At 68.9% G+C, this 21,132-nt stretch carries 18 protein-coding genes; 6 read left to right on the top strand and 12 right to left on the bottom strand.

Annotation, left to right across the window (positions count from 1 at the left end; genetic code table 11):
• The first annotated feature begins 5 nt into the window (after window positions 1-5).
• The gene (ybaL, locus tag ACW5EG_RS11085; RefSeq protein WP_457019370.1) at window positions 6-1,760 is read left to right on the top strand and encodes a YbaL family putative K(+) efflux transporter; all 1,755 of its coding nucleotides are present in this window, start codon (window positions 6-8) and stop codon (window positions 1,758-1,760) included.
• An 89-nt stretch (window positions 1,761-1,849) separates the two neighbouring features.
• Window positions 1,850-2,569 (top strand): SIR2 family NAD-dependent protein deacylase, encoded by a 720-nt coding sequence (locus ACW5EG_RS11090; RefSeq protein ID WP_457019368.1) that lies wholly within the window; start codon window positions 1,850-1,852, stop codon window positions 2,567-2,569.
• Between the two features lie 192 nt (window positions 2,570-2,761).
• Here the strand turns inward: ACW5EG_RS11090 and ACW5EG_RS11095 are convergent, their stop codons facing one another.
• From ACW5EG_RS11095 to rluD, 6 genes are all read right to left on the bottom strand, one after another.
• Complete coding sequence (locus tag ACW5EG_RS11095; protein WP_457019366.1) at window positions 2,762-4,051, bottom strand: O-acetylhomoserine aminocarboxypropyltransferase/cysteine synthase family protein; 1,290 nt, start codon at window positions 4,049-4,051, stop codon at window positions 2,762-2,764.
• Window positions 4,052-4,211: 160 nt separating this feature from the next.
• Window positions 4,212-6,797: an ATP-dependent chaperone ClpB gene (gene clpB / locus ACW5EG_RS11100; RefSeq protein WP_457019365.1), complete on the bottom strand. Its 2,586-nt coding sequence runs from the start codon at window positions 6,795-6,797 to the stop codon at window positions 4,212-4,214.
• 150 nt (window positions 6,798-6,947) lie between these two features.
• Window positions 6,948-7,364: a thiol-disulfide oxidoreductase DCC family protein gene (locus ACW5EG_RS11105; protein WP_457019578.1), complete on the bottom strand. Its 417-nt coding sequence runs from the start codon at window positions 7,362-7,364 to the stop codon at window positions 6,948-6,950.
• Between the two features lie 50 nt (window positions 7,365-7,414).
• Complete coding sequence (locus tag ACW5EG_RS11110; RefSeq protein ID WP_457019364.1) at window positions 7,415-7,945, bottom strand: DUF4166 domain-containing protein; 531 nt, start codon at window positions 7,943-7,945, stop codon at window positions 7,415-7,417.
• Window positions 7,946-8,111: 166 nt separating this feature from the next.
• Complete coding sequence (pgeF, locus tag ACW5EG_RS11115) at window positions 8,112-8,876, bottom strand: peptidoglycan editing factor PgeF (RefSeq protein ID WP_457021463.1); 765 nt, start codon at window positions 8,874-8,876, stop codon at window positions 8,112-8,114.
• A complete protein-coding gene (rluD, locus tag ACW5EG_RS11120; protein ID WP_457019361.1) occupies window positions 8,870-9,868 on the bottom strand; it encodes a 23S rRNA pseudouridine(1911/1915/1917) synthase RluD in 999 nt (332 codons plus the stop codon). The genes pgeF and rluD overlap by 7 nt, the downstream gene beginning before the upstream one ends.
• 87 nt (window positions 9,869-9,955) lie before the next feature.
• Here rluD and ACW5EG_RS11125 point away from each other — a divergent pair, with 87 nt between their 5' ends.
• Window positions 9,956-10,831: an outer membrane protein assembly factor BamD gene (locus tag ACW5EG_RS11125; RefSeq protein WP_457021464.1), complete on the top strand. Its 876-nt coding sequence runs from the start codon at window positions 9,956-9,958 to the stop codon at window positions 10,829-10,831.
• Between the two features lie 261 nt (window positions 10,832-11,092).
• On the opposite strand, the gene ACW5EG_RS11130 is transcribed toward ACW5EG_RS11125, so the two are convergent.
• The 6 genes from ACW5EG_RS11130 to sucC form a co-directional block, all read right to left on the bottom strand.
• Window positions 11,093-11,881, bottom strand: a complete 789-nt coding sequence (locus ACW5EG_RS11130; RefSeq protein WP_457021465.1) for a vitamin K epoxide reductase family protein — start codon at window positions 11,879-11,881, stop codon at window positions 11,093-11,095.
• Between the two features lie 363 nt (window positions 11,882-12,244).
• Window positions 12,245-13,882: an NAD+ synthase gene (locus ACW5EG_RS11135; protein WP_457021467.1), complete on the bottom strand. Its 1,638-nt coding sequence runs from the start codon at window positions 13,880-13,882 to the stop codon at window positions 12,245-12,247.
• Between the two features lies 1 nt (window position 13,883).
• Window positions 13,884-14,201 (bottom strand): CcdB family protein, encoded by a 318-nt coding sequence (locus tag ACW5EG_RS11140; protein ID WP_457021468.1) that lies wholly within the window; start codon window positions 14,199-14,201, stop codon window positions 13,884-13,886.
• A complete protein-coding gene (locus ACW5EG_RS11145; RefSeq protein WP_457019353.1) occupies window positions 14,201-14,449 on the bottom strand; it encodes a type II toxin-antitoxin system CcdA family antitoxin in 249 nt (82 codons plus the stop codon). The genes ACW5EG_RS11140 and ACW5EG_RS11145 overlap by 1 nt, the downstream gene beginning before the upstream one ends.
• 134 nt (window positions 14,450-14,583) lie before the next feature.
• Window positions 14,584-15,459, bottom strand: a complete 876-nt coding sequence (sucD, locus tag ACW5EG_RS11150; protein WP_457019352.1) for a succinate--CoA ligase subunit alpha — start codon at window positions 15,457-15,459, stop codon at window positions 14,584-14,586.
• Window positions 15,460-15,576: 117 nt separating this feature from the next.
• Window positions 15,577-16,746, bottom strand: a complete 1,170-nt coding sequence (gene sucC / locus ACW5EG_RS11155) for an ADP-forming succinate--CoA ligase subunit beta (RefSeq protein ID WP_457021469.1) — start codon at window positions 16,744-16,746, stop codon at window positions 15,577-15,579.
• A gap of 176 nt (window positions 16,747-16,922) precedes the next feature.
• Here sucC and ACW5EG_RS11160 point away from each other — a divergent pair, with 176 nt between their 5' ends.
• From ACW5EG_RS11160 to ACW5EG_RS11170, 3 genes are all read left to right on the top strand, one after another.
• Complete coding sequence (locus tag ACW5EG_RS11160) at window positions 16,923-18,545, top strand: sensor histidine kinase (protein ID WP_457021471.1); 1,623 nt, start codon at window positions 16,923-16,925, stop codon at window positions 18,543-18,545.
• Window positions 18,546-18,827: 282 nt separating this feature from the next.
• On the top strand, window positions 18,828-20,255 hold the full coding sequence (locus tag ACW5EG_RS11165; RefSeq protein WP_457021472.1) for a sigma-54-dependent transcriptional regulator: 1,428 nt from the start codon (window positions 18,828-18,830) through the stop codon (window positions 20,253-20,255).
• 487 nt (window positions 20,256-20,742) lie between these two features.
• A complete protein-coding gene (locus tag ACW5EG_RS11170) occupies window positions 20,743-21,123 on the top strand; it encodes a pilin (RefSeq protein WP_457021474.1) in 381 nt (126 codons plus the stop codon).
• Window positions 21,124-21,132: the final 9 nt, after the last annotated feature.

Genomic DNA, 21,132 nt, shown 5'->3' on the forward strand with positions numbered 1-21,132 from the left:
ATTCGATGCCCCATGACACCGACCTGATCAGTATCATCGCAGTCGGCCTTGCCGTGGCGTTCGTGCTCGGTGCGCTGGCCAACCGGCTGCGCATGTCTCCACTGGTCGGGTATCTCGTCGCCGGCATCATCGTCGGGCCGTTCACACCTGGCTTCGTCGCCGACCAGGAGCTGGCCAACCAGCTCGCCGAGATCGGCGTGATGCTGCTGATGTTCGGCGTCGGCCTGCACTTCTCGCTCAAGGACCTCATGGAGGTCAAGGCGATCGCGATCCCGGGCGCGGTCGCCCAGATTGTCGTGGCCACCCTGCTCGGCTGGGGCCTTGCGGCGATCCTCGGCTGGCCCACCCTGCACGGCATCATCTTCGGCTTCGCCCTGGCCACCGCGAGTACGGTCGTCCTGCTGCGGGCGATGGAGGAGCGGCGCCTGCTCGACACCACGCGCGGCAGGATCGCGGTGGGCTGGCTGATCGTCGAAGACCTGGCTTGCGTGATCGCGCTGGTGATGATGCCGGTGATGGCCGACATCTTCGTCGGCACCGATGGCGCGCCGCCGCCGACGTTCCGCGCGGTCTCGCTGACCGTGCTGTGGACCCTGCTCAAGGTCGCCGCCTTCGTCGCGGTGATGATGGTGGTCGGTCGGCGCCTGATCCCGTTGGTGCTCGAGCGCGTTGCCGGCACCGGCTCGCGCGAGCTGTTCACCCTATCGGTGCTGGCGATCGCGCTTGGCATCGCGTTCGGCTCCGCGTTGCTGTTCGGCGTGTCGTTCGCGCTGGGCGCGTTCTTCGCCGGCATGCTGCTCAACGAGTCCGAGCTCAGCCACAAGGCGGCCAGTGATTCGCTGCCGCTACGCGATGCCTTCGCGGTGCTGTTCTTCGTCTCGGTGGGCATGCTGTTCGACCCGATGATCCTGGTGCACCGCCCGCTCGAGGTGCTGGCCACGGCCTTCATCATCATCTTCGGCAAGTCGGCGGTCGCCTTCTTCATCGTGCGCGCCTTCGGCCATCCGACCTCCACCGCCCTGACCATCTCGGCGAGCCTGGCGCAGATTGGGGAGTTCGCCTTCATCATCGCCGGCCTCGGCGTGGCGCTGCGCATGCTGTCGGTGGACGAGCAGTCGCTGGTGCTGGCTGGCGCGCTGATCTCGATCATGCTCAACCCGATGATCTTCCGCCTGCTCGACCGGCGCCTGGCGAAGAAGGCCGCGGCCGAAGCCGCGGTAGCCGCCGCGCTGGCGGGCGAGCCCGAGGAGGATCCGCTGGAGCACCCCGCGCTCGACGTCGACGACCACACCATCGTGGTGGGCTATGGCCGTGTGGGCCGGCAGCTTGCGCTGCTGCTGCGCGATCGCGGCGTGCCGGTGGTGGTCGTCGAGGAGGACGCCGACCTCGCCCATCGCGCACGCGAGGAAGGCATGTTGACCGTACGCGGCAACGTCGCGTCCGAGCCGGTGATGCACGAGGCGCTGCCCAAGCGCGCCAAGCTTGCGGTGTTCGCGATTCCGCGCGCGCTCGAGGCCGGCGAGACGATCGAGCGCATGAAGAAGGTCAACCCTGCGCTCACCGTGCTGGCCCGCGCGCACAGCGAAGCAGAGGTGCGCCACCTGCTGCAGCACGGCGCCGACGGCGCGGTGCTGGCCGAGCGCGAACTGGCGTTCTCGCTGGCCGAGATGGTGATGTCGACCCCACCCTACCGACCCGCGCGCAAGGTGGCCGGCGACGATGCCGCCCCGCCCAGCGATCCGGCGCCAGCGGCGGCGTGAATCCACGTCGGCCGCTAGCAATCGTGATCCGGTCCCGACGGCTGTCATCCCGAACGCAGTGAGGGATCCCTGACCGCAGGAGCTGACCCATGCGCATCGCCTTCCTCACCGGCGCGGGCATGTCCGCCGAAAGCGGCATCCCCACCTTCCGCGACGCCTTGACCGGACTGTGGTCGCGCTACGACGCCGAACAGTTGGCGACGCCGCAGGCCTTCCGCCGCGATCCGGCGCTGTGCTGGGGCTGGTACCGGTGGCGGGCGGCGATGGTGCGTCGCGCCCGTCCCAACGCCGGACACCTGGGCATCGCCGGGTTTGCGCAGCGCGGACATGCGGTGTCGGTGATCACGCAGAACGTCGATGACCTGCACGAACGTGCCGGCTCCGACGACGTGGTGCACCTGCACGGCAGTCTGTTCGCTTCGCGCTGCCTGGACTGTGGCCACACGCTCGCGCCTGATCCGATCCTCGACGGCCTGGATGCGCTGACCGAAGGCGCACGCGAGTCACCGCCGTCCTGCCCTGCCTGCGGCGGCCCGTTCCGGCCGGGCGTGGTCTGGTTCGGTGAGGCGCTTCCGGACGAGGCCTGGCAGCAAGCCTGCGCGGCACTGGATGCGTGCGAACTGCTGGTCGTGGTCGGCACCTCGGGACTGGTGCATCCGGCAGCGTCGCTGCCGCAGCTTGCGCGCCGCCGCGGCGTGCGCGTGGTCGAGATCAATCCGGTCGAGAGCGCGGTGTCGGCCTACGCGGACGAGCGGCTGCGGATGACGGCGAGCGCGGGTGTGCAGAAGTTGCTGGAACGCCTGGGCTGATGGGGCACACGCGGCGCATGTCGGAAGGCGTGCGAGCACATCGCGGCTGCGGGCAAGTCGCATCATGCCGGGTCAGGCGTCGTGCCGGAGATCCCTCGCTGCGCTCGGGATGACAGGCGGGAAGCCGCGCCGCGTCAGGCAAGCCAAGCCTGGGGCGCAGCGCAGCTCTGGCCGGGGCTGCCAGCTTCCGGATCAGGCCTGGGCCAGCGCCTGCTCCAGATCGGCAAGCAGGTCGTCGACGTGTTCGATGCCGACGCACAGGCGCACCGTGTCCTCGGTCACTCCGGCCTGCTCGAGTTCCGCCGGCGAGAGCTGGCGATGGGTGGTCGACGCCGGATGCGTGGCCAGCGAACGCGTGTCGCCGATGTTCACCAGCCTGGTGAACAGCTGCAGTGCGTCGAGGAAGCGCGCGCCCGCCTCGCGGCCACCCGCCAGTCCGAAGGTGAACAGGCCCGACGCGCCGCCATCGCGCAGGTACTTCTGCGCGAGTGCATGGTCCGGGTGGCCCTCGAGGCTGGCGTAGTTCACCCACTCGACCTTGGGGTGCGCCTGCAGGTGCCGCGCGACGGCCAGGGTGTTGGCATTGATCCGGTCCATGCGCAGCGGCAGCGTCTCGATGCCCTGCAGGATCAGGAACGCGTTGAACGGTGACAGCGCCGCGCCGGTATTGCGCAACGGCACCACGCGCGCACGGCCGATGTAGGCGGCCGGGCCCAGCGCCTCGGTGTAGACCACGCCGTGGTAGCTCACGTCCGGCTCGTTGAGGCGGCGGAAGCGCGCCTTGTGCTCGGCCCAGGGGAACTTGCCCGAGTCGACGATGGCACCGCCGATGCTGTTGCCGTGGCCGCCCAGGTACTTGGTCAGCGAATGCACCACGATGTCGGCGCCGAAATCGATCGGCCGCAGCAGGTACGGGCTGGGCACGGTGTTGTCGACGATCAGCGGCACGCCGTGGGCGTGCGCGACCTTCGCCACCGCCTCGATGTCGGTGATGTTGCCCAGCGGGTTGCCGATCGATTCGACGAACACGGCCTTGGTGCGCTCGTCGATCAGCTTGGCGAACGACTCCGGATCGCGATGATCGGCGAAGCGGGTCTCGATGCCGAACTGCGGCAGCGTGTGCGCGAACAGGTTGTAGGTGCCGCCGTACAGCGCGGCCGAGGAGACGATGTTGTCGCCGGCCTCGGAAATCGTCTGGATCGCGTAGGTGATCGCCGCCTGGCCCGAGGCCAGCGCCAGCGCGCCGATCCCGCCCTCCAGCGCCGCGACGCGCTGCTCCAGCACGTCGGTGGTCGGGTTCATGATGCGGGTGTAGATGTTGCCCGGCACCTTGAGGTCGAACAGGTCGGCGGCGTGCTGGGCGCTGTCGAAGGCGTAGGCCACGGTCTGGTAGATCGGCACCGCGACCGCGCGCGTGGTGGGATCGGGCGAATAGCCGGCGTGGACGGCGATGGTTTCGGGCTTCCAGTTGGCGTTGGACATTGGCGCTGCGCGGTTGGGACAAGGGCTGTCGACCATACGCCAAAGGGATCGCGCGGGGGTGTCAGGTTGCAGGGGCAACCATGGGGTTGGCTGCGGGGGTTGGGCTGCGGGGGCTTTGAGGCTGGCGAGGCGATGTTGCTTCGGCGGCCCCGCGGACCAATCACTCCTTGTCGAACACCAGCTTCCCGCCCTCGGCGTCCACGCGCACCGTATCGCCATTGCCGAACGCGCCCGACAGGATCTGCTGCGCCAGCGGGTTCTCCAGCTGCTGCTGGATCGCGCGCTTCAGCGGCCGCGCGCCGTACACCGGATCGAAGCCGACGTTGCCCAGCAGGTCGAACGCCTTCTCGGAAATCTCGATGCGGATGCCGCGCTCTCCCAGCCGCCGCTCCAGACCGCGCAGCTGGATGCGCGCGATCGAGCGGATCTGCGCCTTGTCCAGCGGATGGAACACCACGATGTCGTCGAGCCGGTTGATGAACTCCGGCCGGAAGTGGGCCTGCACCACGCCCATCACCGCCGCCTTGATCTGCACGTAGGCCTCGGGCGAATCGTCCGCCGACAGCTCCTGGATCTGGTGCGATCCCAGGTTGGAGGTCATCACGATGACCGTGTTGCGGAAGTCCACGGTGCGCCCCTGGCCATCGGTCAGGCGCCCGTCGTCGAGCACCTGCAGCAGGATGTTGAACACGTCCGGATGCGCCTTCTCGACCTCGTCGAGCAGGATCACGCTGTAGGGCCGGCGCCGAACCGCCTCGGTGAGGTAGCCGCCCTCCTCGTAGCCGACGTAGCCCGGGGGCGCGCCGACCAGGCGCGAGACCGCGTGCTTCTCCATGAACTCGCTCATGTCGATGCGCACCATGGCGTCGGTCGAATCGAACAGGAACTCGGCCAGCGCCTTGCACAGCTCGGTCTTGCCCACGCCGGTCGGGCCCAGGAACAGGAACGAGCCGCTGGGACGATCGGGATCGGACAGCCCGGCGCGCGAACGGCGCACCGCATCGGACACGACCTTGATCGCCTCGTCCTGCCCGACCACGCGGCCGTGCAGCGCCTGCTCCATGTTCAACAGCTTCTCGCGCTCGCCCTCGAGCATCTTGCTGACCGGGATGCCGGTCCAGCGCGCCACGACTTCCGCGATCTCCTCGGCGGTCACGCGATCCTGCAGCAGCTGGAATCCGGTCGTCTCGACCTCCTGCGCGGCCTTGAGCTGCTTCTCCAGTTCCGGCAGCGTGCCGTACTGGATTTCGCTCATCTTCGCGTAGTCCTGCTGGCGCTGCGCGGCCTCGAGCTGCAGGCGCGCCTGCTCGATCTGCTCCTTGATCCTGGTCGCACCCTGCACCATGGCCTTCTCGGCCTTCCAGATTTCCTCGAGGTCGTTGTACTCGCGCTCCAGGCCGTCGATCTCGGTCTGCAGGTCGGCAAGGCGCTGCTTCGATTCGGCGTCCTTCTCCTTCTTCAGCGCCTCGCGCTGGATCTTGAGCTGGATCAGTCGGCGCTCCTTGCGGTCGAGCTCCTCCGGCTTGGAGTCGATCTCCATGCGGATGCGCGAAGCCGCCTCGTCCATCAGGTCGATGGCCTTGTCGGGCAGCTTGCGGTCGGCGATGTAGCGGTGCGAGAGCGTGGCCGCGGCGACGATCGCCGGGTCGGTGATCTCCACGCCGTGGTGCACCGCGTAGCGCTCCTTGAGCCCGCGCAGGATCGCGATGGTGTCCTCGACGCTGGGCTCGCCGACGAACACCTTCTGGAAGCGCCGCTCCAGCGCCGCGTCCTTCTCCACGTACTTGCGGTACTCGTCGAGCGTGGTCGCGCCGATGCAGTGCAGCTCGCCGCGCGCCAGCGCCGGCTTGAGCATGTTGCCCGCGTCCATCGAGCCTTCGGCCTTGCCGGCGCCGACCATGGTGTGCAGCTCGTCGATGAACAGGATGATCTGGCCCTCGTTCTTGGCAAGGTCGTTGAGCACGGCCTTCAGCCGCTCCTCGAACTCGCCGCGGAACTTGGCGCCGGCGATCAGCGCGCCCATGTCGAGCGAGAGCACGCGCTTGCCGCGCAGGCCTTCGGGCACCTCGTTGTTGACGATGCGCTGGGCCAGGCCTTCGGCGATCGCGGTCTTGCCCACGCCCGGCTCGCCGATCAGCACCGGGTTGTTCTTGGTGCGGCGCTGCAGCACCTGGATGGTGCGGCGGATCTCCTCGTCGCGGCCGATGACCGGGTCGAGCTTGCCGCTCTCCGCGCGCGCGGTCAGGTCGATGGTGTACTTCTCCAGCGCCTGCCGCGATTCCTCGGCGTTCGCGTCGCGCACGCTTTCGCCGCCGCGCACCTTGTCGATCGCCGCTTCCAGCATCTGTTTGGTGGCACCGGCGGCCTTGAGCGCCTTGCCGGCCTCACCGCCGTCCTCGATCGCCGCGAGCAGGAACAGCTCGCTGGCGATGAAGGCATCTCCGCGCTGCTGCGCCAGCTTGTCGGTGACGTTGAGCAGGCGCATCAGGTCGTTGCCGACCGACAGCTGCCCGGCCTGGCCGGTCACCTTGGGCAGGCGTTCGAGCGCCTCGCCCAGGCGCTCGCGCAGCAGCGGCACGTTGACGCCGGCCTGCGACAGCAGCGGCCGCGTGCCGCCGCCCTGCTGGTCGATCAGTGCCACCAGCAGGTGGGCCGGTTCGATGAAATTGTGGTCGCGGCCCACGGCCAGCGACTGTGCGTCCTGCAGGGCCGCGGTGAAGCGCGACGTCAGCTTGTCCATCCGCATGGGAATCGCCTCGGGAAGGGTGGCCGGACGTGCCGGCAATGGTTTCCAGATGCGGGTGGGTGGCGGCGGATACAAGACTGCGTGGCTGTAGTGGCCACTCCACCCACCTGGATCGGCTGACCCACGCGCGTCCGCGACGCCGCCGGATGCTCAGTCGACGATGAACCGGTGCCGGTGCGCCGGGTCCGGCAGCCGGCACGCATCGCGGCGTCCGAACAGCCGATAGCGGTTGCGCGCGACGACGCGGTACAGCCGGTCGCGCACCGCAAGCGGCAGCAGCCGGCCCAGCGCGGCGAGCCGCCACGCCCCGCCCAGCCCGGACAGCACGCGCGCGATCGCGTCGGTATCGGTATGCGCGCCCTGCCCGTCCAGCAGCAGGAACGAAGCCGGGTCATCGGGATCCAGGCCGTGCGTGGCCAGCAGGCGCCGGCCGGCGGGGCTTTGCATCGCGGCGAAGCGGTAGCGGTGGCGCCGGTCGCGCGCCAGCAGGAAGTCCACCCAGCCGTTGCACAGCGCGCAGACGCCGTCGAAGACGATGATGCCGACGCCGGCCTCGGACTTGCCCATCGCGGCCGCCTGCGCCGGATCGCCAGGGCCGCGGCCGTCGGCCTTGCCGCTCATGCCGGTTCCAGCCAGCCCGCGTAGCGGATGATGCGCCCGGCCAGCGGCAGCGCCGCGTCGACCTCGAACCGGTAGCGTTCGTCCTGTTCGTACTCGCGGCAGCGCACGCCGTCGAACATCGACGCCGGCAGGGGCAGGATGCCGAACAGGCGCGCGCCCGCCACGGTCCACCAGATCACGCCTGCGTTCGCATACAGGGCGAAGCGGAACTGCAGCGGCCCGAGCCGTTCGCGCAGCAGGCCGTCGCGGAGGGTCAGGGTCGAGGTCATGCGCGCGCCGCCGAACTCGCGGCGCCAGGTTTCGCGGCGTGGCCCGCAGTCGAACTCGATCACGGTCGCCACCTCCTCGCCGGCGGCCGGCAGGCCGGCGATCCACGCGCACAGCCGCGCCAGCGGGTTCCTGCCGCGTTCGATCGTCGCCATGCCGGCGTAGCGGACGCGGCCGCGGCTCGCATGGAGCCGGCGCAGGCTCTCCGGCAAGCGGAAGAACGCGGCGCCAAGCGCCAGCTGGAACACGGTGGGCTGCATGCACTGGATCGGCGGAACGGGTGGCAAGGATAGCGGTTGCGATGCGCGGACTCGCGCCGGGTTGCAGCCACGCTGCGGACGCGGATGGGAGCGGTCGCGGGTGCGGGCGGGCGGGACCGGCCTGCAATGACGCTCGTCCGCTACGGGCGAGGCGGCCGCCCTGGGCTCAACCGGCTTGGATCCACGCCAGGGTCGCGATGCGTCCGCTGCGGCCATCGCGGCGGTGCGAGAAGAAGCGATCGGGTTCGGACATGGTGCACAGGCTGCCGCCGTGGATGTCCCCCGCGTCCATGCGCGCTGCCGCGAGGCGGCGGCGCGCCAGCGCGGGCAGGTCTGCCAGCCAGTGTCCCTCGCGGGTGGGCACGAACGCGCCCGCCGCGCCGGCGTCCAGCCCGACAAAGGCATCGAACACATTGCGCCCGACTTCATAGCGCAACGGGCCCGCACAAGGACCGATCCAGGCGACAACATCGGCGGGCGGCGTACACATCGCCGCGAGCGTGGCTTCGAGCATGCCCTGCGACAGGCCCGGCCAGCCGGCATGCGCCGCGGCGATCTCGCTGCCGTCCTTCGCCGCGAAGACCACCGGCAGACAGTCGGCGGTGAGGATGGCCAGCACGACACCGGGCGTGGAGGTGGTGGCGGCATCGGCCTGCGGCTCGGGCTCGCCCCCGGCCGGCGCATCGAACCCCACCACCTGCGTCCCGTGCACCTGCCACAGCCAGTGCGGCCACGACGGCAGCCCGAACCTCTCCACCAGCTCCGCCCGGTTGCGCGCGACCACCTCCGGATCATCCCCCTGCGCGTCGCGGAAATTGCCGAGGTTGAACGTATCGAACGGCGCCGCGGAGCCCCCCGCGCCAGACCGCAGCGTGGTGAACGCACGCACGTTCGCCGGCAGCCCGGCCGCTTCGATGCGGTCGCCTACCACCGCCGCCCGCGCTCGGCTTCGGCATGCGCGGCCGCATCCGCGCGCAGGGCCGCCATCAGCGCCAGCATGTCCTCGGGCACCGGCGCGCTGAAGCGCACCGGCTCGCCGCTGGCCGGATGCGCGAACTCCAGCGTCTCGGCATGCAGCGCCTGTCGGCGGAAGCCGCGCAGCGCCGCCACCAGTTCCTCCGACGCGCCCTTGGGCAGCTTGAGCGGCCCGCCGTACAGCGGATCGCCGACGATGGGATGGCGCACGTGGGTCATGTGCACGCGGATCTGGTGGGTGCGGCCGGTCTCTAGCCGGCACTCGACCGCGGTATGCGCCCGGAAACGTTCGCGCAGGCGGTAATGGGTCAACGCCTCGCGGCCGTCCTCGCGCACGGCCATGCGCACGCGGTCGCGCGGATGGCGGTCGATCGGCGCATTGACCGTGCCGCCGGCCACCAGCGCGCCGGTCGCCACCGCCAGGTACTGCCGGTGCACGCCGCGCGCCGACAGCTGCGCCACCAGCGCGGTCTGCGCCTGCAGGGTGCGCGCGACCACCATGACGCCGGAGGTGTCCTTGTCCAGCCGGTGGACGACGCCCGCACGCGGCACCGAAGCCAGCGCCGGATGGCGATACAACAGGGCGTTGACCAGGGTGCCGTCGGGATTGCCCGCGCCCGGATGCACCACCAGGCCGGCGGGCTTGTCGATCACCAGCACCTCGTCGTCCTCGTACAGGACCTGCAGCGGGATGTCCTGGGGCTCGGCCCGGGTTTCCGCCTCCAGGCGCACATGCAGGCTGACCTGCTCGCCGCCGCGCACCGGATCGCGCGGCCGCACCTCGCGGTCGTCCAGGCGGACGTCGCCGGAGCGGATCCATCCGGCCAGGCGCGAGCGCGAAAACTCGGGGAACAGCTCGGCCAGCACCGCATCGAAGCGGCGCCCGGCGGCGGTTGCGGGGACGCGGGCCACGCGCGGAGGGGTGGTGTCGGGACCGGGATCGGACATGGACGGCTGCGATTCAGGCGATGGACCCGGGCGACCGGGACGGGCTGGTATTATCCGCGCTTCGTGCCTAGCCTGCCTCCGGTGCCCATGACCGTCCGCCTGTCCCCGTTTCTCCGCACCGTGCTGCTGCTGCTCGTGATCGCCATCACCGCTTCCGGCTGCGCGCGCCTCAAGGGCGTCTTCAAGGACAAGGACGAGCACGAGGGGGTCCCGGTCGAGGAGCTCTACGACAAGGGCCTGTCGCAGATGCACAACGGCAACTGGTCCGGCGCGGCCGTCACCTACCGCCGCCTGCTCGCCCAGTATCCCTACGGGCCCTACACGGAGCAGGCGCTGATGGAAAGCGCCTACGCCCACTTCAAGATGGGCAACAACGAAGAGGCGATCTCCACGATCGACCGCTTCCTGCGCACCTATCCCACCCACGCCAACACGCCGTACATGTATTACCTGCGCGGGCTGGTGAACTCCAACCGCGACACGGTGTTCCTGCAGCGCGTGTGGAAGCTCGACGCCAGCCGTCGCGACCTGGCCACGCCCAGCCAGGCCTATGCCGACTTCAACACCCTGGTCGACCGTTATCCCTCCAGCCGCTACGCCCCCGATGCGCGCCAGCGCATGGTCGCGCTGCGCAACATGTTCGCCCGCCACGAGATCGAGATCGCGCTGTACTACATGCGCCGCGACGCCTGGATCGCCGCCGCCGAACGCGCCACCTACCTGCTGGAAACCTACCCGCAGAGCGAGTTCCAGAACGATGCCGTGGCCGTGCTCGCCGCCGCCTACACCGAACTGGGCAACGAAACCCTGGCCGCCGACGCACGCCGCGTGCTGCAGCAGAACGAGCCCGGTCACCCGTACCTGGCTGGCGACTGGCCCAACTATCCCTGGAACGTCCGCAAGCTCAATCCGTTCGCGGGTGAGAAGTCGGCGCTCGACAACGACGGCCGCGACCGGGACTGAGCGCGGGGTTGTGGAACGTGCAGACGCCGCCTCCGGGCGGCGTCTTTCGTTTGGGGCGCGCGGCTGCGCCTGCGAACGGCTCCCTCCCCCGCTTGCGGGGGAGGGTTGGGGTGGGGGCAAACCGGTCGCGACGCCACCGCCCGCGCCTTCGGCGCGCCCCCATCCGCCTTCGGCACCCTCCCCCGCATGCGGGGGAAGGAAGCAGGCACCGCGTCGTGGAGCCCTCCCCCGCATGCGGGGGAAGGAGGCAGGCGCCGGCGATCAGTCGCCCACCGCTCCGTCCCAGTCGAATCCGCTGAGGCGCGCCAGGCGCTCCGGCGCCAGCACCTCGCCGTAGTGCTGGCGATCGATCACCCAGGTCGGGTAGCCGCCGACCCCGGCGCTGATGCACTCGAACGCGACGCCACCGTTACGGCCGTTGGGCGAACACTCGACATAGGGCAGATGCCTGGCTGCCGCGCCAAACGCGTTCTTCTGCTCGTTGCAAGCCGGACACCAGGACGCGCCGTAGAACTTCACCTGCGACTGCGCCAGGTGCTCGGCCAACGCGCGCAGGTGCGGGTCTTCGCGCCGTTCCAGCAAGCCCATCGCCGACAGCTGCAGCGCGGCCAGCAGGCCCAGCGCAAGCAGGCCGTTGCCCAGCCACCACGTCGACCAAGGCGTGCCGGGGGCGGCGTCCGGGCGCCCGGCGTGGACCAGCCCGAATACCGTCGCCATGATCGCCAGCGAGGCCAGGCACCAGACGCACACCGCCTGCAGCGCCACCAGGCCGGCCACCGTGAGGTAGACGCTGACCGCCAACCCGATGAAGGCCAGCCGCCACAACCGCCGCCAGCGCACCAGCCGCGGCGCCGGCCGCCACGCCGTCCATGCCAGGGCCGCATACAGCAGCAGGCCCCAGGCCGCGATCGGCAACCCGAGGAAGCGCGACCAGCGGCTGCCCTGCACCAGTTCGCAGCCAGAACCTTCGATGCACAGGGCCGCGCTGCCGCTGCCCCAGGCAATCCAGGTCAGATAAGCGGTCAGCAGCAGGCCGACGATGGTCAGCACGCGCAGCGCGAGGTCCGTGCGTGTCAGCGCACCTGCGGAGGGTGTTACAGCTGGCTGCGACGTTCCGGCTTCGCGCCTGGCTATCGCGGATCTGCGGCGTTTGCCGCCGGACTTCCTGCTCATGCGTTGCGTCGTCCTCTGCCTCTGGCCACCGGGCATTATGCCGGCGCGCGATAGTGGCGGGGTTTTGTGGGGAAATCAGCGTGCTGCGGACCGGTCCGCACTTCGCAGGCCTCCCGACCGAACGGGAGAGAGGCGTCAGCCTGAAATCCTGGGGGAGCATCAGTCATCTGCGGGACTATCAGCCTGTCATCTCGACCGCAGGGAGAGATCTGCCTTGCCGACGATGCGATCTGTTCCGCGCTACGCCGGATAGCGGTTGCTGATCGGATACCGTCGCTCGCGGCCGAAGGCCCGTCGCGACACTTTCGGCCCGGGCGCGGCCTGGTGGCGCTTCCACTCGCTGCCGCGCACCAGGCGCAGCACCCGGTCGACCGTGGCGGCGTCGAAGCCCGCGCCGACGATGTCGTCGCGCGACTGCTCCAGATCGACGTAGCGCCGCAGGATCGCATCGAGCACGTCGTAGGGCGGCAGCGAATCCTGGTCAAGCTGGTTGTCGCGCAGCTCTGCCGAGGGCGCACGTGCGATCACGTCCGGCGGGATCACCGGCGCGCCACCCACCGTGTTGCGCCAGCGGGACAGGCCATAGACCTCGGTCTTGTACAGGTCCTTGATCGGCGCGTAACCGCCGCACATGTCGCCGTAGATCGTGGCGTAGCCGACCGCGTACTCGCTCTTGTTGCCGGTGGTCAGCAGCAGCCCGCCGAACTTGTTGGACAGCGCCATCAGCAGCGCGCCGCGTGCACGCGACTGCAGGTTCTCTTCGGTGACGTCGGGCGCCTGGCCTTCGAACTTCTCCGACAGCGCATCGATGAAACCCTGGAACGGCTGCTCGATGGGGATCGTCAGCAGCTCCACGCCCAGCGCATCGCACTGCTCCTGCGCCAGGTCGTTCGACAGACGCGCGGTGTAGCGCGAGGGCATCCGCACCGCGGTGACGTTGCCCGCACCCAGTGCATCAACCGCCAGCGCCAGCACGATCGACGAATCGATCCCGCCCGACAGCCCCAGCCATACCTTCGAGAACCCGTTCTTGCCGCAGTAGTCGCGGATCCCGCGCACCACCGCGCGCCAGGCCAGCGCGTCCATGCTCTCGTCGCCGTCATCCATCCACACCACCGGCGCGAACCGGCGCGCGGCCACGTCGTAGTCCACCACCAGCCACTGGTCGGTGAAGGCGGCGGCCGCCGGATGCACGGTGCCGTCGGCATCGGCCACCAGCGACGATCCATCAAACACCAGCGAATCCTGCCCGCCCACGACGTTGAGATAGGCCAGCGCCACGCCGCTCTCGCGCGTGCGCTCGGCCAGCATCGCGTCGCGCCGGGCGTGCTTGCCGCGCTCGAACGGCGAGGCATTGGCGATCAGTACCAGCTCCGCCCCGGCCCTTGCGGTGTCAGCCAGCGGTTCCGGGAACCACGCGTCCTCGCAGACCAGCAGGCCCACCGGCACGCCCTTGACCTCGACCACGCAGCTACCGCCATCCGGATCCACGTGGAAGTAGCGGCGCTCGTCGAAGACGTCGTTGTTGGGCAGTTCGCGCTTGCGATAGGTCGCCTCGATCTTGCCGCCGCGCAGCACGCTGGCCGAGTTGTAGAGGATGCTGCCCACGCTTTCGGGCCAGCCCACCACCGCGACGATACCGGTGGCCGCCTTCGCCACCTCGCGCAGCGCCTGCTCGCAGTCGATCAGGAACGAGGGCCGCAGCAGCAGGTCTTCCGGCGGATAGCCGCTGATGGCCAGCTCGGGAAACAGCACGATGTCGGCGCCGTACTCGTCGCGCGCGTCGGCGATCATCGTCGCGATGCGCTCGGTGTTGCCGGCGACGTCCCCGACCGGGAAGTCGAACTGGGCCATCGCGATGCGGAGCGTGTCGGTCATGTCAGATTCCAAAGATGAGCATGTCGAGTGCCGCCATGATGGCGGCACGCTCGTGCGAAAGATCAGCGACTTCGCTTCCGAATCGCCTGACCGACATGCCAGACGCCTGGGCCGTCAGCATGACGCAATCGGCACCCTCGATCCGGAGCATCGGCATCAGGCTACCGGGGCGCTTGCCCTTGAACGCGTCCGCGGGCGCCAAGGGCACCATGATCCGCGAGCCGATTCCTTCAATCAGGTCACTCTGCACGTTCAGCAGATAGGGGTAAGCGGTCTTGGTGGCGGCATTTGGATTCGGATAGACGCAGAACTGGCGCATCAGAACGACCGCACGTGATCGCCGAAGACGCCGTGCTCCTCGATATGCGCGTTGTAGGCAGCGATCGCTTCACGGTTCTCCGCCAACCATTTCTCGCGCCTGCGCGCACGCACTTCCGATTCCAGCGCCTTCTCGAGCGTCGCCGACAGGTTGATCCCGAGCACCCTGGCTTCCTCCAGCAAGCCCTGGTTGACGCTGACGTTCGTGGCCCGCTTGCCGTAGCCGGCATAGTCTTCACGGATGCGCATGATCACCCTCCATACGATGCGCATTGATCATGCGCATCCTGCAGATCGATGTCAACAGATCACGGATTCAAGGCCCCAAAACGCAGAAGGCCGCCCGAAGGCGGCCTCCCACACACATCAGGTCAACGCGCGAATCAGCCGTTGAGCCGCTTCGCAATCGCCGCACCCAGATCGCCAGGCGACTTCACCGTGGTCACCCCCGCCTTCTCCAGCGCGGCGAACTTGCCCTCGGCCGTGCCCGAACCACCCGACGCGATCGCGCCTGCATGGCCCATGCGCTTGCCCTTCGGGGCCGAAGCGCCGGCGATGAAGCCGACCACCGGCTTGGTCACGTACTGGCTGATGTACTCGGCCGCTTCTTCTTCCGCGCTGCCGCCGATCTCGCCGACCAGGATGATGCCTTCGGTCTGCGGATCGTCCTGGAACAGCTTCAGCGCGTCGATGAAGCTGGTGCCGTTGATCGGGTCGCCGCCGATGCCGATGCAGGTCGACTGGCCGAGGCCGGCATCCGTGGTCTGCTTGACCGCTTCATAGGTCAGCGTGCCCGAGCGCGAGACGATGCCCACCTTGCCCTGCTTGTGGATGTGGCCCGGCATGATGCCGATCTTGCACTCGCCGGGGCTGATCACGCCGGGGCAGTTGGGGCCGATCAGCACCGCGTCGGGATAGCCCTTGAGGGTGTTCTTGACGCGCAGCATGTCCAGCACCGGGATGCCCTCGGTGATGCACACGATCACTTCGATGCCGGCATCGGCCGCTTCGAGGATCGCGTCGGCCGCGAACGGCGGCGGCACGTAGATCACCGACGCGTTGGCGCCGGTTTCGTTGACCGCCTGGCGCACGGTGTTGAAGACCGGCAGGCCCAGGTGCTCGCTGCCGCCCTTGCCGGGGGTCACGCCGCCGACGACCTTGGTGCCGTAGTCGAGCATCTGCTCGGCGTGGAAGGTGCCCTGCTGGCCGGTGAAGCCCTGCACGATCACCTTGGTGTTCTTGTTGACCAAAACGCTCATGTAATTTTCCTGTGGTCTGTCATTCCGACCGGAGGGAGGAATCTGCTTCCAAACGCCCGCTACCGGGCAAAGCAGGTCTCTCGCTGCACTCGAGACGACAAGATGAAAGTGTGGGTGTCAGGCAGCCTGCTTCACGGCCGCGACGGCCTTCCGGGCGCCGTCGTTGATGTCATCGGCAGGCGTGATCGCCAGCCCGCTCTCGCGCAGCAGCTTCTTGCCTTCCTCGACGTTGGTGCCTTCCAGGCGCACGATCACCGGCACCTTGACGTCCACTTCCTTGACCGCGGCGATGATGCCCTCGGCGATCATGTCGCAGCGCACGATGCCGCCGAAGATGTTGACGAAGATCGCCTTCACGTCATCGTCCGACAGGATCAGCTTGAACGCTTCGGTCACGCGCTCCTTGTTGGCGCCGCCGCCCACGTCGAGGAAGTTGGCCGGTTCGCCGCCCTCGAGCTTGATCACGTCCATCGTCGCCATCGCAAGCCCGGCGCCGTTGACCATGCAGCCGATGTTGCCGTCCATGGTCACGTAGTTGAGGTCGTGCTGGCTGGCGGCCACCTCGGTCTCGTCCTCCTGGCGGACGTCGCGCATCGCGACCAGGTCGGCGTGGCGGAACGAGGCGTTGTCGTCGGAGTTGACCTTGCCGTCGAGCACGGCGAGGTTGCCGTCGGTGAGGATCGCCAGCGGGTTGAGCTCAACCAGCGCCAGGTCCTTCTCGTTGAACAGCTTGTACAGGCCCAGCATGATCTTCGACAGCTGGTTGACCTGCTTGGCCGTCAGGCCCAGGCCGAAGCCCATGTCGCGGCACTGGTAAGGCTGCAGGCCCTGCACGTAGTTGACGTTGAGGGTCTGGATCTTCTCGGGCGTCTCGGCGGCCACCTGTTCGATGTCCACGCCGCCTTCGCTGGAGGCGATGAAGGTGATCGACTGCGTGCTGCGGTCGACCAGCACCGACAGGTACAGCTCCTTGTCGATGTCGGTGCCCTCGGAGATCAGCACCGAGTCGATCGGCAGCGCCACGCCGGCCGACTGGTAGGTCTCCATCTTCGTGCCGAGCATGCCCTTGGCGTACTCGCGCACCTCGTCGAGGGTGCGGGCGAGCTTGACGCCGCCGGCCTTGCCGCGGCCACCGGCGTGGATCTGGGCCTTCACCACCCAGAGGTCGCCAGGGATGGCCTTGGCGGCGTCGACCGCTTCTTCGGGAGAGCGCGCAACGCGGCCGGCCGGCACCGAGATGCCGTAATCGGCGAACAACTGCTTGGCCTGGTATTCGTGGAAGTTCATGTGGGGTCCGTGCTGGGGAGGATCGCATCGCGCGTCCCGGGACCCGGAGGCCAGCAGGCTGCACGCGGCCGCCTATTCTCGCCCATGCGCCGCCAGCGGGCAAAACCCCGGGTCCCCCGGCCCGCCCCGGGCCGCTCCGACCCTATACTCCGGGCTGCTCCCGCGCGACGCCGCCCTTGCCCGCCCCCGACGCAGCTCCTCCAGACCAGACCCTGTCGCCCGCCCGCGAGCTGTACCTGTTCGCGCTGTATCGGGTCCTGGTCGCCGCGCTGCTGGCGCTGGTGGTGTTCAGCCCCGCCGGGTCGCTGATCGGCGAGATGCACCTGCCGCAGTTGGCACGGACCGTTTCGGTCACCTACCTGGCGATGTCGGTCCTGCTGCTGGTGCATGCGCGCCGGACCGAAGACGGATTCACGCCGCACGTCGTGGCCGGCCTGTCGATCGACATCACCGTGGCCCTGCTGGCGACCCATGCCATGCCCGGCGCCGGCCCTGGCATCGCCCTGATGCTGGCGTTCAACCTGGCCGCCGGCTCGCTGTTCGTGTCGCTGGCCTGGAGCATGGCGTTCGCCTCGGCGGCCACCCTGGCGCTGCTGGCCGAGTACGTCTGGGACCGGATCGAACAGGTCCACGCCTACCGCCCGCTGGCCGAAGTGCTGATGTTCGCGGTGGCCTATTTCGCCGTGGCCGGGCTCATGCGCCACCTCGGCCGGCAGATGCGCGAGGTGCGTCAGCTTGCAGACCGGCGCGGCGCCGAGGCGGCCAACCTCGCCGAAATCAACGAGCTGGTGATCCGGCGCATGCGCACCGGCGTGATCCTGGTCGACGGCCCCGGCCGCGTGCGCATGGCCAACGAGGCCGCGCAACTGCTGCTGCGCGACGACAGCGACGCCGACCACCCGGGCATGCACGGCCAGGTGCTCGCCAAGATGGCGCCGGAGCTGGCCATGCGCCTGGCGCACTGGCTGCAGGACGGCAAGCAGGACGACTCGCCCATGGCCTGCGGCCCGGACCGTCCCGACGTCCTGCCCCGCTTCGCCCGCCTGCTCGCCACCAGCGATTCCACCCTGATCTTCCTCGACGACACCTCGCTGGTTTCGCGCCGGGCCGAATCCATCACCCTGGCGGCGATGGGCCGTTTCTCGGCCAGCCTTGCCCACGAAATCCGCAACCCGCTGGCCGCGATCAGCTACGCGACCCAGCTGCTCGAGGAATCGCACGACCTCACCACCAGCGACCGCCGCCTGCTGCAGATCATCCACCAGCAGTGCATGCGCACCAACGGCATCGTCGAAAGCGTGCTGGGCCTGGCCCGCCGCGAGCGCGCCAAACCCGAGCACATCGAGCTGGTGGGCTTCATGCGCAGCTTCATCGACGACTACCGCATGATCGTGCCGGAGGAGAACGCGCAGCTGCGCCTGACCGACGGCCCGCCCCGGCTGCCGGTGATGTTCGACCCGCGCCACCTGCAGCAGATCATCTCCTCGCTGGTCAACAACTCGGTGCGCTACGGGCACATGCCCGGCGAGATGCCGCGCATCGCCATCCACATCGAAGGCGACCAGCGCGCGCCCGTGATCAGCGTGCTCGACCGGGGGCCGGGCATTCCCGACACCGTCCTCAGCCAGTTGTTCCGGCCGTTCTTCACCACCTCCGAAAACGGCACCGGCCTCGGCCTCTACATTGCCCACGAGCTGTGCCGCGCCAACGAGGCCACGCTCGAATACGTGCCCGTCCCGGGCGGCGGCGCCTGCTTCCGGGTCGCCCTGTCGTCGCAGCACGCGCTGCGGAAGAGCTGAGCGCGTCGCGACCTGCGGGCGCCCCCATCCCAACCCTTCCCCCGCAAGCGGAGGAAGGGCTCAAAAGCCTCGAACCGCCGCCCCGCTCATCTCCCTCCCCCGCTTGCGGGGGAGCGCCGGGGTGGGGGCCGCTCCAGCCTTCCCGCTCTTCTCCCTCACCCGCCCGCGGGGGAGGGCCGGGGTGGGGGCCTGCCCGAAGCCCGTACCCCACCGCACGCGCCCTCGTCACCCACGTCAAAAACTGTCAATATTGGTCACCTTGAGACTGTCGCCCCACTATTCATGAACGAAGCCCGCAGCGCCCTGATCGTCGATGATGAACAAGACATCCGCGAACTGCTGGTGCTGACCCTGGGACGAATGGGCCTGCGCACCGATACCGCCCCCAACCTGCACGCCGCCCGGCAGATGCTGGCCACCGTCTCCTACGACCTGTGCCTGACCGACATGCGCCTGCCCGACGGCTCGGGCCTGGAGCTGGTCAGCGAGATCTCCACCCGTTTCCCCTCCACGCCGGTCGCGGTGATCACCGCCTACGGCAACGTCGAGGCCGCGGTCGAGGCCCTGAAGGCCGGCGCCTTCGACTTCGTCAGCAAGCCGGTCGACATCAACGTGCTGCGCGGCCTGGTCCGCCAGGCGCTGGAACTCAACGCCAAGCGCCTCGCCCAGCCCGAGGACACCAGCCGCCTGCTCGGCTCCTCGCCGCCGATGGTCAGCCTGCGCCAGACCATCGCCAAGGTCGCCCGCAGCCAGGCGCCGGTGCACATCCTCGGCGAATCGGGCACCGGCAAGGAGCTGGTCGCACGCACCATCCACGCCCAGGGCTCACGCGCCGGCGGCCCGTTCGTGCCGGTCAACTGCGGCGCGATCCCGTCCGAGCTGATGGAAAGCGAGTTCTTCGGCCACAAGAAGGGCAGCTTCACCGGCGCCACCAGCGACAAGCCAGGCCTGTTCCAGGCTGCCGACGGCGGCACCCTGTTCCTGGACGAAGTGGCCGAGCTGCCGCTGCCGATGCAGGTCAAGCTGCTGCGCGCCATTCAGGAAAAAAGCGTGCGCGCGGTCGGCGCACAGGGCGAAGTGCCGGTGGACGTGCGCATCCTCTCGGCCACCCACAAGGACCTGGCCACCCTGGTCGCCGAAGGCCGCTTCCGCCACGACCTGTACTACCGCATCAACGTCATCGGCCTGGTCGTGCCGCCGCTGCGCGAGCGCGACGGCGACCTCACCCTGCTCTCGGCCGCCATCCTAGACCGCCTCTCCCGCGCGATGAAGGTGCAGCCGCCCACGCTGGCGCCGGACGCCGTCGCCGCCCTCGAGACCTACCCCTTCCCCGGCAACGTGCGCGAGTTGGAGAACATCCTCGAACGCGCCCTGGCCCTCGCCGACGGCAGCACCATCCACGCCAGCGACCTGCAGCTACCCGCCAGCAGCGGCCATGGCGGCGCGCAAGCGGGCGCATCGTTCGCACCCCAGCCCGCGCAGCCGCATGGTGCCCCGGGCGCCGCAAGCAACCCCGCCGCCGACCCGCGTAACCTGAGCCCCTTCGACACCTCCAGCAGCGCCCTGCCCTCGTACATCGAAGAGATCGAGCGCACCGCCATCCAGCAGGCCCTGCAGGAAAACCGCTACAACAAGACCAAGACCGCGGCCGCACTGGGAATCACCTTCCGGGCGTTGCGGTACAAGTTGAAGAAGCTGGGGATCGACTGACGACGCCGTCCCACTGAGTCCCGGACTGTCGGGGCACTGTCATCTCGAGCGCAGCGAGAGATCTGCTTCTGGGCCCGATAGATCACTTGCGGGCGATCCCCGTTTCCCGGCCACGAATCAACGATGCATTCGCCCCCAACGCGGGGGCCGGCCACGCGCCGAACCATCAACGCCCCGCCAAGCCGCAATGCGCGCGACCGACCTGGGACACGCGCGACCCGCGCCGCCTCCCATCCGGCCACGCATTCATCGATTGACCTGGCGCGTCACTTTGCGACGCAATTTTGTCAGGTGATCTGCTTCGCATTCGCACCACGGACTGTGATGGTGGCCACCGTTCCACCGAATTGCTCCTTCAGTTCCGGGATGGCACGCATCCTGCGACAATCCCCTGCACGTGCACCGCTGCACGGAAACCCACTGGACCCGGCGCGACCGCACCAGCGGGACACGTAAAGTCGACTTATCAAAACCTAGGGGATACACCATGAAGAACACGCAGAAGGGCTTCACGCTCATCGAACTGATGATCGTTGTCGCGATCATCGCCATCCTGGCCGCCATCGCGCTGCCGGCTTACCGCGATTACACCGTCAAGGCCAAGGTCACCAACGCCATCGGCTCGGTTGCCGGTGAGAAGATCAAGGTCGGCGAGAACTTCGGTTCCGCGCAGTCCAACTTGTGCTCTGGCGCCGCCACCGGCGTGTGCGCAGGCAGCGGCATCCTCTCGGGCAGCTACGACGGCGCTGCGATCACGCTGACGCCGACCCTGCCGAACAACGGCACCGACCGCATCACTTGGGCCTGCGCCGGCACGTACGACGGCGCCGCACTGACCGAGAGCCAGCGTCCGTCGGCTTGCGAATAATCTGACGTT

The organism is Luteimonas sp. A611 (assembly GCF_054072715.1).

What these genes read in the sequence shown, in the direction of transcription:
- ACW5EG_RS11125 (WP_457021464.1), top strand. Translation starts at nt 9,956, where the DNA reads ATGACCGTCCGCCTGTCCCCGTTTCTCCGCACCGTGCTGCTGCTGCTC.
- ybaL (WP_457019370.1), top strand. Translation starts at nt 6, where the DNA reads ATGCCCCATGACACCGACCTGATCAGTATCATCGCAGTCGGCCTTGCC.
- ACW5EG_RS11165 (WP_457021472.1), top strand. Translation starts at nt 18,828, where the DNA reads ATGAACGAAGCCCGCAGCGCCCTGATCGTCGATGATGAACAAGACATC.
- ACW5EG_RS11095 (WP_457019366.1), bottom strand. Translation starts at nt 4,051, where the DNA reads ATGTCCAACGCCAACTGGAAGCCCGAAACCATCGCCGTCCACGCCGGC.
- ACW5EG_RS11110 (WP_457019364.1), bottom strand. Translation starts at nt 7,945, where the DNA reads ATGCAGCCCACCGTGTTCCAGCTGGCGCTTGGCGCCGCGTTCTTCCGC.
- ACW5EG_RS11090 (WP_457019368.1), top strand. Translation starts at nt 1,850, where the DNA reads ATGCGCATCGCCTTCCTCACCGGCGCGGGCATGTCCGCCGAAAGCGGC.
- ACW5EG_RS11105 (WP_457019578.1), bottom strand. Translation starts at nt 7,364, where the DNA reads ATGGGCAAGTCCGAGGCCGGCGTCGGCATCATCGTCTTCGACGGCGTC.
- ACW5EG_RS11140 (WP_457021468.1), bottom strand. Translation starts at nt 14,201, where the DNA reads ATGCGCCAGTTCTGCGTCTATCCGAATCCAAATGCCGCCACCAAGACC.
- ACW5EG_RS11170 (WP_457021474.1), top strand. Translation starts at nt 20,743, where the DNA reads ATGAAGAACACGCAGAAGGGCTTCACGCTCATCGAACTGATGATCGTT.
- sucD (WP_457019352.1), bottom strand. Translation starts at nt 15,459, where the DNA reads ATGAGCGTTTTGGTCAACAAGAACACCAAGGTGATCGTGCAGGGCTTC.
- ACW5EG_RS11135 (WP_457021467.1), bottom strand. Translation starts at nt 13,882, where the DNA reads ATGACCGACACGCTCCGCATCGCGATGGCCCAGTTCGACTTCCCGGTC.
- ACW5EG_RS11145 (WP_457019353.1), bottom strand. Translation starts at nt 14,449, where the DNA reads ATGCGCATCCGTGAAGACTATGCCGGCTACGGCAAGCGGGCCACGAAC.
- rluD (WP_457019361.1), bottom strand. Translation starts at nt 9,868, where the DNA reads ATGTCCGATCCCGGTCCCGACACCACCCCTCCGCGCGTGGCCCGCGTC.
- sucC (WP_457021469.1), bottom strand. Translation starts at nt 16,746, where the DNA reads ATGAACTTCCACGAATACCAGGCCAAGCAGTTGTTCGCCGATTACGGC.
- clpB (WP_457019365.1), bottom strand. Translation starts at nt 6,797, where the DNA reads ATGCGGATGGACAAGCTGACGTCGCGCTTCACCGCGGCCCTGCAGGAC.